The following is a 10,607-nucleotide window of genomic DNA, read 5'->3' as shown; positions in this document are numbered from 1 at the left end:
GGGTTAGAGGGCTGCCGCGCTGGGGCGGATCACGTCAATCAACAGCACGCGCTGGCCTTCGCGCTCGCCATCGGGGCGCGGGGTCACGCCACGCTGCGGGCGCGGTGCGGCCAGCGGCGCTGGGTCTTCTGCACTCATGCCGAACACGGCCAGTTTGGACGCGGCGATCCGCTGCAGCGTGCTGCGTACGCCGGGCACATCCAGGTCTTCGGGGTCGAAGCCGGTGGTGGCCGTCCAGTCGTCGCGGACGATGTCCTGCAGGCCGTTGGCCATCTCGAATTGCAGCGATGCGCCGAACCCCTTCTGCAGCGAATGCGTGCCGAGCAGGTATTCCGCTGTCAGGAAGCCGCGCAGCCGCGTCCAAAATGCCATTGAGGAAATATTGCCGCTCTTGAGCGCGTGGCTCGGGGCGACTTCCCAGCTGTGGTCGAGCAGCTTGTTGATCAGGCGCCCCCAGGTCGGCACTTCGGTGCCGGCGGAGCAGTCTTCACCCGCGCCTTCGGGGCGGGCAAGCTGGCGCAGCAGGCCGGTGAACGAGCCGCTGGCCGGACGCGCGCCGCCTGCCTGCGGGCCGGAGGGCCAGCGCCATTGCAGCGGCGAGAGTGGCCGGGCGCCGGGCCATTGCGAATGGGCCTGCAGGCCGGTGCACGGTGTCAGGTAACGCCACTGACGCTGGTCGCGGCCGATGCGGCGCAGCGGATCCAGTTCGGCCGACAGATCAAACTTGCCGAGGAAGGTGGCATTGCGCGACTTGATCGGCGAGCGGGCGTAGACGTTGAAGTCGGGCCAGCCTTCGTACAGGTTGATCTGCGGCAGCGTGTGGTGCTTGTCCAGCGCATCGTCGGGTTGATCGATGCGGCGGGCGGTGAGGAACAGCGCGCGGCAGTCGAGCGTGGGGACGGCACCGCGCAGGCGGAACAGCACAAGCAGGTCGCCGAACTCGGCGGGGCGGGCTTCGGCACGGGCCGGATAGGCGTGCGGTTGTTCTTCGGGCCAGAACGTCGTCAGGCGCAGGGCGGCGCCCGGAAATGCGCTGCGCAGTCCTTGCCGGAGCAAGCGTAGGCCATCGGCGCCACGCAGGATACGCAGAATGGAAAGATCGTCGCGCAGCGCGGCGTCGGGATGGGGGCCACGGCCGCCGTTTTCTGCTGCCAGGGCAAACCGCCACAGGGCGGTATCGCTGGCCAGATCCTGCGCGGCGGCATCGCGCGCGGTGTTGGGGCGGCCGCCAGACATCGGCTCACGGGCGCCGCCGGGCGTGTCTTCAGGGTTGTCTCCTGTTACGGCCTGGGCGCTGGTAGTCGACCCGGCAATCGCGCCAGTAAGGCCGCTGAATGGCGGCCGGTTGCGCTCGGGCATGGCTATTCCAACGTGTTGTTTGTATTGATTCCTCTGCCGCGCAGCATAACACCATGCGACATACCGGAGAACGGACCGCCGCCCCTCCACTCGTTGGGGCTTGGGCGGTATTTAGCCCGGCTTTTCGCGCCAAATCAGGCGGTGCGGAACGACGCCACCGCGTCGCGCAGCACGTGCGCCTGCTCTTCCAGTGACAGCGCTGCCGCTGCTGCCTGCTCCACCAGCGCAGCGTTCTGCTGCGTGACTTCATCCATCTGGTTGACGGCCTGGTTGACCTGCTCGATCCCCGAGCTTTGCTCGTCCGACGCCGAGCTGATCTCGCCCATGATGTCGGTCACGCGCTTGACCGCCACGACCACCTCGTCGATCACACTGCCGGCTTCCGCCACCAGCGTGGTGCCATTTTCAACGCGGCCCACCGAGTCGCTGATCAGTTCTTTGATCTCCTTGGCCGCCGTGGCACTGCGCTGTGCCAGGCTGCGAACTTCGCCGGCCACGACCGCAAAGCCGCGTCCTTGCTCGCCCGCACGTGCTGCTTCCACAGCAGCATTGAGCGCGAGGATGTTGGTCTGGAACGCAATCCCCTCGATCACGCCGATGATGTCGGCAATCTTCTTGCTGCTTTCATTGATGCCGGCCATGGTGTCCACCACCCGGCCAACCACTTCGCCGCCCTTGATGGCGATGGACGATGCGTTGCCCGCAAGCTGGCTGGCCTGACGCGCGTTGTCGGCGTTCTGCTTCACGATGCTGGTGAGCTCTTCCATGCTGGAGGCTGTTTCTTCCAGCGAGCTGGCCTGCTCTTCCGTGCGCTGCGACAGATCCGCATTGCCGGCGGCGATCTGCTTGGTGGCGCTGGCAATCGAATCCGCCGACGTCTTGATATGACCGATGGTGCCGGTCAGTTGCTGCTGCATCTGCGCCATGGCGACCAGCATGCTGTCGCGGTCGTCCGGGCGGGTCTGCACGCGCACCGCCAGGTCACCGGCGGCAATGCGGCGGGCCACCTCGGTGGCGTAGCTGGGTTCACCGCCCAGCCCGCGCTGCACGTTGCGGATGATGAGCGACATGGCCACCGACACCACCCCGCCCACCAGCAGGATGACGATCAGGTTGGCGATGAGCGAGTGGTGGTAGGCCGCATCCACCTCCTGCAGGAACACCGCACTCGACAGGTTCCAGTCCCACGGCGCAAAGCGCTTCACGTAGCCGATCTTGGGCAGTGCAGTTTCACTGCCGGGCAGGCGGCCCTGGTATTCGGCAAAGCCGAAGCCCTTGTCCTTGGCCGCGTTGACGATGGTCGGGTAGACGGGTTTGCCGGTCGGGTCTTTGAAGCCGGCGGTGCTCTTGCCGACCATGTCGGCCAGTGTCGGATGCATCAGCAGGATGAACTGCGAATCGACGACGAACAGGTAGCCGGTGGTGCCGTAACGCATCGATGCGAGGGTGGCCAGTGCGGTCTTCTTGGCGTCGTCCTCGCTCATGGCACCGGATTGCGCTTTGGCGTGATACAGCTTGGCAACGCCCTCAGCCGCATCGACCAGATTCTGCAGACCGACCTTGCGCTCATCGAGCATCGTCGAGCGGGTTTCCATGGCACTCCACACGCCGACGCCAATCAGGCCCAGCCACATCAAGGCCAGCGCCAGGCGCAGTTTTGCTTTGAGTGTCCACTGTCGCATGTCGCGTTTTCTCCACTTTGTTGTGCCCCTAGCGGGCCGTTCCCTCCGGGTGTAACGGCGATCGGCGGCTGGTTCTTTAGTGAAGGCTTAATTCAGGCGGGGCGTGGAGCGGCGGTGCGTATGCGCAAAAAAGAAGGCGCCGGCTTGCACCGGCGCCCGAAGAGACGGCGCCCCCGCTTACAAAGAGGGGCACCGCCGCGCGTTGGGAGGCTTCTTTATTAGCGGGGGTTCACTGCTCGCGAATCCACGTTTGCGAGCGGCCGATCAGGCTGATGCCGATGAAGCCGCGCACAGTGAGTTTGTTGCCCGTGTCGTCCAGCGACATCTTGGCGCTGTAGACCTTGCCGTTTTCCGGGTCGAGGATGTTGCCGCCATCCCAGTTGTTGGTTCCGTTCGCCTTCAGATCCTTCAGGATGGTCAGGCCCTGGATCGGCTGGTCCTTGCGGTCGTCCGTGCACTTGGTGCAGGTCTTGTTCTCATCGCCCGGCACCAGGATCTTGGTGACCTTGCCCGTGAACACGCCGCCGTTATCGACGATCGTCACCTGGCCTTTCTGCTTGCCCGTGTTGTCGTCGATCGTCTTCCAGGTACCAGCCGGGGTGGCCTGCGCGAAAGCGCTGCCAGCGGCCAGTGCAAGCGCCAGTGCGCCGGCCAGGCGTGCGAGAGAGTGAGGGGTGCGTTGCATCGTGGTGTCTCCTTATCAGGGTAAAAAAAATCGGTGAGGGTGATCGGCCGCGCAGATCGTCTTGATCAATGGGCGCTCAGCGCGCCGGTCAGGGGGGACAGCGGATTGCTGCCGGAGCCGCCGGCGGCGTTCGTGACGCCACCCAGCGCATTCGTGATCGGGGCGAGCGGGTTGGCGCCGCCTGACAGTGCACTGGTGATTGGCGCCAGCGGGTTGCTACCGCCGGCTGCACCGCCGAGGCCGCCGCCCAGCGCATTCGTGATGGGTGCGAGCGGATTGGTCGAGCCGCCACCACCGCCGTTGACCAGGCCACCGGCGCTGGCCACCGTGCTGCCCACCGCGCCGACGAGGCCACCCACGTCACGCGTGAGTGCATTGCCGCCGGCCGCGCCGACTTGCGCGCCGCCGCTCTGCAGAGCACCGCCCACCGTGTTCAGCGCACCAGCCAGCGGGGCGCCGAGCATGGTTGCGGCGCCCACCTGCTGACCCGCCCCGGCAACCTGTGCAGACAGCGGCACGATCGCATTGCTCAACTGCTGCGTGACCTGCTGCACCGGTCCGCTGGACGTGCCAATGGTCACCAGCCCGCCTGCGCCTTGTGCCACCTGGCCGAGTGCCGACACACCGCTGCCCACCGGCGACGTGATCGGATTCAGCGGCGCCAGCGGGCTGCCAGCGGCACCCAGATCGCTGACGGTTTGCCCAGCATTCACCAGCGTGACGCCCGTCGAGCGCACCACGTCGCCCGAACTCTGCACCGTCGTGCCGACCGGGTCGGGCGTCGAGCCGATCTTGCCCAGCCCGTTGCTGATGCCACCGCCCAGCGTTTGGACCGTGTTGCCGGCGGAGGTGACCGTCGCACCCAGATCCTTTTGCGCTGCCGTACCGCCCACGATGGGCACCGATGCCGTGCCGATGGTCGTGCCGAGGTCACTCACCGTCTTGCCGGTCTGCGTGACGACGTTGCCGCCGTTGCTGGCAACGTTGCCGACCGGCACCGCACCCGGGCTGTTGTTGGCGTTCGACGACGGGGTGGTGTCGCCGTTCGGATTGCCACCCGAGGCGCAACCGGCCAGCGCGAGCACGGCCAATGCGGCCGCCGCCAGCAGCGTGCGCGATGACGTGGACGATGAAGCAGAAGAAGCTTGGAGCGGGGTTTGAATCTTCATGGTGAGTCTCCTTGTAAGCGCGGCCCGTACCGCGTAATCACCACCGGGTGTCAGAAGAACGCGCATCTGGCGTCCAGTGGGCAGCATTCGCCAGCGTTTGCCGCCGAATGAAAAGAACGTTTTCCGAAGCGCTGAGGCCATCAGTGATGTGCACCCGGCGACGTGCCCGACAGCAGCCCGCCTACCAGTGCGCCGACCGTCGAGCCGATGCTGCCCAGCCCGCCGATTCCACTCGCAGGCGAACTCGTGGTTGCGCCGCCGCCGAGCGTGCCGACACCTGGAATCGCCGCCGTCAACGACCCGACTGCGGTTGTCACCGGTGCCAGTGCGCCGCCAAGGCCACCAGGCAACGCACCAGCGAGTGCGCCGCCCGTTGCGGTAGCGCCACCACTGGCAGAAGGCGCAGTCGGCATGACCACCGTCGACAGCCCACCGGTGATCGCGCCGAGCGCACTCACCGTATTGCCCAGCGTCGATACCAACGCATCGCCCTTGCCAGCCGTGGTGATCGTCTTGCCCTCGCTGCCGAGTGCGCTACCCAGTGTCGTCAGCACACCGCCGACCGGCATGCCCAGACCTGTTGCCGCGCCCAGTGTTTGCGTAGCGGAAGTCAGCGTGGTCGTGAGCGGCACGATGGCAGCCACGGTGGTCGTCGTCACCTGCTCGACCGGACCGGTCAGCGTCGCGATCGGCGAGCTACCGGCCGACGTGTTGCCGGTGCCGTTGCTGTTCGACCACGTTGGCGAACTCGACGCCGTAATCGTCGGCTTCGATTGCGTATCGCTGCCGCCGCCCAGCGACGTACCCATGTCACCGCTACCCGAATTCGCGCACCCGGCCAGCAACGCCAGCGACGCCGCCGCTAGCGCGCAAGACATCCGGTGCGACACGCGACGCGGGGGCTGCGGGAAAACCCCACACTCCGGTGGGTTCGAACTGAACAAGAACGCTGGATTGCGCATCTTGTGCCTCCACTGCTTAGAACGCTTCTGTTGGACCCCTTCTGTCTTGCGCTCTTTCTTCGTCGGGCATGTCACCAACCGCGTGTCTGACACGTGCGGTTGGCAACGATCTCCCTGTCTCATCGCGGACCACGCGCCGGTCCGCGCCACGCCGCGCGATCGATGCCGTGCTGACGTGGTGATCGGATCGTGAAGTGAAACTGAATGGCATGACAATCAGCGCCAACCTGACGCGCCGATATGCGAGTGCAGCATCCCAACTGGGTTGATCCGTGTAAAACGCCGGCTGAAGCTGGTCTCGGAGTATCGACGCTGCAGCAAAGTTGGCGCCCGGATTGCCGTAGAACAATCCTTCTATCGTCGCAAAACCGCCTCGTTTCAAACGCGATGGCGCGCGGTTTTCAGCAGCTGCTGAGCGGGGCTTCGTCGTGATGGGCGACATGTCGGCGCGCTTGCTCGTCGCCGTGATCGCGCGTTTGGGCACACGACGCATGTGCATATGCTCGTTTGCGCGTTCATTGACATGCGCGATGACGTTGGTGCGTCATCGCGCGTCGACATCGATGCGAATGTGCCGACGCGATTCACCTCGACGCGTATCACGCCTTCGACGATCACGCGCCCGATGCACGGCGCGCGAATTGCGGCACGTGCATGCGTCGTGTCGGCCGAGTCGGTCCATCGCGATTGCATCGCGCTCTCACATCGCGCGTTGCACGCGAGCGAGGAGCGTGTGAGAAGCGCGTCGTCGAAGTCGATGAACACGTTCAACGTGTCGATGCGCATGCGTGCTGCGCGTCGGTTGCGTGCGATCGCGCGAAAAATTCGCGCGCGTTGTCGTATCCGCGCATCGTTTTTTTCCACACGCATCGCGTTGCTCGCGCAGCTGACATGCACGACATCGCAGAGTTCACGCGTCGTGCGCGCGCATGCTTGCGAGCGACATGCACACAACATTGCGTGTTGCTGTAAACCGGCATGAATATTGGGTTCGCGGGAGGCGAGTGTCTGCGCGAAGCAACGCGTTGACGTGATGTCACGACGCAAGAAAATACGCATTCGAGAGGTCGACATGCATGCGTTCGCGATCCAAATCGCGACGACGCACAGACGCGGCGCAATCCTTCACCAAAACTCGCCGCGCTTTTTGCATAAATCTCTTAACATCACCGCGCAAACGAATTATGATTCGCCTTGACAAGACGTTGACTTCGATGCAAGGGCGGTTCGCGCGATCAACGACGATGAACTTCCAAGCAAGCGGCAAGTGAAAGGTAGTCGAGGAGCGTAACCACTTTGATGCACGCCACGCCGACAGGGCTGTTTGAACTCGGTGCCGTCTCTGCGATCCCTTCGTCGGGATGGGCGTACTACCCCCAAAAGAAAACGCGCGCTCTCCAGATTTCCGCTGTCCGCAAAGTCACGCTGCAAGCGGCTTTGCGCTCTACACAGCGACTCGCGCTAGATCAAATTTCGACCGGTGTGGCAACGATGCCCCGGTCCTCTCAACTGATGAAGACTCGCCGGATGCAGTTCGTCCGGCCAACTGCGGCTGCGTGCATGTGCCCTGCCGAGGTGTGCAACTTGCTGCGTGCGTCCACCGCGCGGGTTGCGGGTCTTCCTACCGAATTCATTAGCGTGCGACTGCGGTTTGGTGGCGCGCCGATGAATCGCTCGCTCGGTTGGTCTGGCGATGCCAATGCATCGTGGGATCGGGCCGGTCGGGTTGCTCAATCTCGATAGTTCGATACCCAATCTCGAAGGAGTTTCCCATGGCAACTGCTGCTAAGAAGAAACCGGCCGCCAAGGCCCCGGCCAAGAAGGCCGCTGTGAAGAAGGCTCCGGCCGCCAAGAAGGTCGCTGCAAAGAAGGCTGCTCCGGCCGCCAAGAAGGCACCGGCAAAGAAGGTTGCTGCCAAGAAGGTTGCAGCTAAGAAGGTCGTTGCCAAGAAGGCACCGGCAGCCAAGAAGGCCGCAGTGAAGAAGGTTGCTGCCAAGAAGGCACCGGCAGCCAAGAAGGCCGCAGTGAAGAAGGTTGCCGCCAAGAAGGCACCGGCAGCCAAGAAGGCCGCAGTGAAGAAGGTTGCCGCCAAGAAGGCACCGGCAGCCAAGAAGGCCGCAGTGAAAAAGGTTGCTGCCAAGAAGGCACCGGCTGCCAAGAAGGCTGCTGCTAAGCCTGCTGCGAAGAAGGCTCCTGCTGCCAAGAAGGCACCGGCTGCGAAGAAGGCTGCTGCCAAGCCTGCAGCGAAGAAGGCTCCGGCGAAGAAGGCTGTTGCCAAGCCCGCTGCTGCTCCGGCCGTTGCACCTGCTGCTGCACCCGCTGCCAAGACCGCGCTGAACCCGGCTGCTGCATGGCCGTTCCCGACTGGCAACCGTCCGTAAGTCATTCTTGCGACGGTGATCCTCCGGGACCACAGCGGCGCGCTGGTCGCGCCCACCTGATCGGATACTGTGTATCCGGTCCGCAAGACCTGGTGTCTTGCACCGCCCGCCGATCGGCTCACGCCCCGGCGGGCTTTTTCTTGTCCGTGCGATGACCTGCGTGTTTTCTTAAGGCGCAAAAAAACCGCACCGGCGTGATGCCGATGCGGTTTTGCTGATGTGTTGGCCGCCAGCCCAATCGGCCGGCGATCGATCAGTGCGTCACGCGGGTCACGCCGCCCGACGACAACAGGCGGACACGCTCGCCGGGGCGGAAGGCCTCGTCGGCGTCTTGCGTGATGGCGCGGTACTCGCCGTTATCCAGCTTGACGGTGATTTCCAGGCCGGGGCGCTTGTTCATCTGACCTTCGATCGCGCTGCCTGCAACGCCACCCAGAATCGCACCCAGCACACCTGCTGCCACCGAACCGTTGCCGCGGCCAATGGCAGCTGCAGAACCAATGCCGCCGATCGCGCCGCCGGCAATCGTGCCCACGCCGGTCTGCTCGCGATCGATCACGACATTGCGGACCGAATCCACCGTGCCGAAGCGCACGGTCTGCTCGCGCTGCGCCTGCCCCGAGGTATAGGCGCTGTTGGAGTTGGTGCCCATGGCGCAGCCTTGCAGGCCAAGGGCGGCGACCAGCATGGTCGCAGCGCCGATGCGATAGATGGGTTTCATGTTCATTCCTTATTGATACCGGTACCCGAAAGCAGATTCGAAGCGTCGGGCAATCTCGTCGACGGGCAGGCCGTGATTCTGCGGGCCTTGGCAAGCGATCTTGAGGGAGCCCATCAGGCTGGCGAGCCGGCCGGTGGTTTCCCAATCCAGACCGTTCTCGATGCCGTAGAGCAGGCCACCGCGGAAGGCGTCGCCACACCCGGTCGGGTCGACCACACGTTCGGCCGGCACGACCGGAATAGTGTACTGCTTGCCGCCGGCGTGAATTTCCGCCCCTTCTTCCCCGCGTGTGACGATGAAAGCCTCGACGCGTTGCGCAAGCTCCGTCGCACTGTAGCCCGTGCGTGACAGCATGACCTGCGCTTCGTAGTCATTGACCACCACGTAGCTGGCGAGTTCAACGAAGCGGCGCAGGTCGGCGCCGTCAAACAGCGGCATCGCCTGGCCCAGGTCGAAGATGAACGGCACGCCGGCTTCGGCAAATTGCGTGGCGTGATGCAGCATGCCGTCGCGGCTGTCGGGGCCGACCAGGCCCAGTTTGGCCGGCAGCGCATCCTTGACCGAATTGACGCTCGACTGGCTCATCGCGCCCGGGTGGAACGCGGTGATCTGGTTGTTGTCGCGGTCGGTCGTGATCATGGCCTGCGCCGTGAACGTGTCCGGAATCTCCTTGACGTGCGTGGTCGAGATGCCGAGCTTCTTCAGGTAGTCCAGGTACGGGCCTGCATCTTGGCCGACCGTGCCCATGATGATGGGCTCGCCGCCAAGCAGCTTGAGCGTATAGGCGATGTTGCCTGCGCAGCCACCGAACTCGCGGCGCATGGTCGGCACCAGAAAGGAGACGTTCAGGATGTGAATCTTGTCCGGCAGGATGTGTTCGCGGAAATGTCCGTCGAACGTCATGATGGTGTCGTAGGCAATCGAGCCGCAGATCACGCTGGCCATATTGGAAGGCTCCAAATGTGAACGCGGCCGTCCCAGTGGACGGCCGTGTGATGAGTGAGAGACCGGAGGCCGGCCTCTCAGCAATACCGTGAGCTTACTTCAGCGCGGCCAGGGCTGCGTCGTAGTTCGGCTCTTCCTTGATTTCCGGCACGAGCTGGGAATACAGCACGTTGTCGTTGCCATCCAGCACCACCACGGCGCGGGCGGTCACGCCGGCCAGCGGGCCGCTCGTGATGTCGACGCCGTAGGCTTGCTTGAAGCCCTTGTCACGGAAGGTCGACAGTGGCACGACGTTCTCGATGCCTTCAGTCGCGCAGAAGCGGCCGGCTGCGAACGGCAGGTCAGCCGAGATCGAGAACACCACCGTGTTGTCCAGCTTGGCAGCGGCTTCGTTGAACTTGCGCGTGGAGGTGGCGCACACCGGGGTGTCCAGGCTCGGCACGATGTTCAGGACCTTGCGCTTGCCGGCAAAGTCAGCCAGCGACACGTCCTTCAGGTCCTTGCCAACCAGCGTGAATGCCGGAGCCTTCGCGCCAGCCGCCGGGAACTGGCCGCTGACTTCGATCGGGTTGCCGCCAAGGGTCACGTTTGCCATGGTGTTACTCCTTCCTTTGATGCGTGTTGGGGTAAGAGCCGCTAACAAAACCCACCTGGCGTTGTTGCGCCTCCTTGCCGTACTTCATCAGTACTGTCTGCGTCGGCA

At 64.3% G+C, this 10,607-nt stretch carries 10 protein-coding genes; 1 reads left to right on the top strand and 9 read right to left on the bottom strand.

The annotated features are described in order from the left end of the window. Nucleotides 1-3: 3 nt before the first annotated feature. From C404_RS48560 to C404_RS60055, 6 genes are all read right to left on the bottom strand, one after another. A complete protein-coding gene (locus C404_RS48560) occupies nt 4-1,359 on the bottom strand; it encodes a hypothetical protein (RefSeq protein ID WP_031329721.1) in 1,356 nt (451 codons plus the stop codon). Between the two features lie 134 nt (nt 1,360-1,493). After that, nucleotides 1,494-3,041, bottom strand: a complete 1,548-nt coding sequence (locus C404_RS48555) for a methyl-accepting chemotaxis protein (RefSeq protein WP_021196054.1) — start codon at nt 3,039-3,041, stop codon at nt 1,494-1,496. Nucleotides 3,042-3,270: 229 nt separating this feature from the next. Beyond that, on the bottom strand, nt 3,271-3,726 hold the full coding sequence (locus C404_RS48550; protein WP_021196053.1) for a DUF2147 domain-containing protein: 456 nt from the start codon (nt 3,724-3,726) through the stop codon (nt 3,271-3,273). 65 nt (nt 3,727-3,791) lie between these two features. Further along, nucleotides 3,792-4,895, bottom strand: coding sequence for a collagen-like triple helix repeat-containing protein (locus C404_RS48545; RefSeq protein WP_021196052.1), 1,104 nt, complete (start codon nt 4,893-4,895; stop codon nt 3,792-3,794). A gap of 140 nt (nt 4,896-5,035) precedes the next feature. Next, on the bottom strand, nt 5,036-5,857 hold the full coding sequence (locus C404_RS48540) for a collagen-like triple helix repeat-containing protein (protein ID WP_031329720.1): 822 nt from the start codon (nt 5,855-5,857) through the stop codon (nt 5,036-5,038). A gap of 378 nt (nt 5,858-6,235) precedes the next feature. Then, nucleotides 6,236-6,931 carry a hypothetical protein gene (locus C404_RS60055; protein WP_152524467.1) on the bottom strand — a complete coding sequence of 232 codons (696 nt, stop codon included), beginning with the start codon at nt 6,929-6,931 and terminating at the stop codon, nt 6,236-6,238. A 698-nt stretch (nt 6,932-7,629) separates the two neighbouring features. On the opposite strand from C404_RS60055, the gene C404_RS48530 reads away from it, so the two are divergent. After that, on the top strand, nt 7,630-8,238 hold the full coding sequence (locus C404_RS48530; protein WP_021196049.1) for a histone H1-like DNA-binding protein: 609 nt from the start codon (nt 7,630-7,632) through the stop codon (nt 8,236-8,238). 253 nt (nt 8,239-8,491) lie between these two features. Here C404_RS48530 and C404_RS48525 read toward each other — a convergent pair whose 3' ends face one another. From C404_RS48525 to tpx, 3 genes are all read right to left on the bottom strand, one after another. Then, nucleotides 8,492-8,959, bottom strand: a complete 468-nt coding sequence (locus C404_RS48525; protein WP_031329719.1) for a membrane protein — start codon at nt 8,957-8,959, stop codon at nt 8,492-8,494. Between the two features lie 9 nt (nt 8,960-8,968). Further along, nucleotides 8,969-9,904, bottom strand: a complete 936-nt coding sequence (locus C404_RS48520) for a carbohydrate kinase family protein (protein ID WP_021196047.1) — start codon at nt 9,902-9,904, stop codon at nt 8,969-8,971. Nucleotides 9,905-9,998: 94 nt separating this feature from the next. Further along, complete coding sequence (gene tpx / locus C404_RS48515; RefSeq protein ID WP_021196046.1) at nt 9,999-10,499, bottom strand: thiol peroxidase; 501 nt, start codon at nt 10,497-10,499, stop codon at nt 9,999-10,001. Nucleotides 10,500-10,607: the final 108 nt, after the last annotated feature.

Source organism: Ralstonia sp. AU12-08 (assembly GCF_000442475.1).
Taxonomy (GTDB): domain Bacteria; phylum Pseudomonadota; class Gammaproteobacteria; order Burkholderiales; family Burkholderiaceae; genus Ralstonia; species Ralstonia insidiosa.
This window is presented reverse-complemented; position numbering and strand designations above follow the sequence as displayed.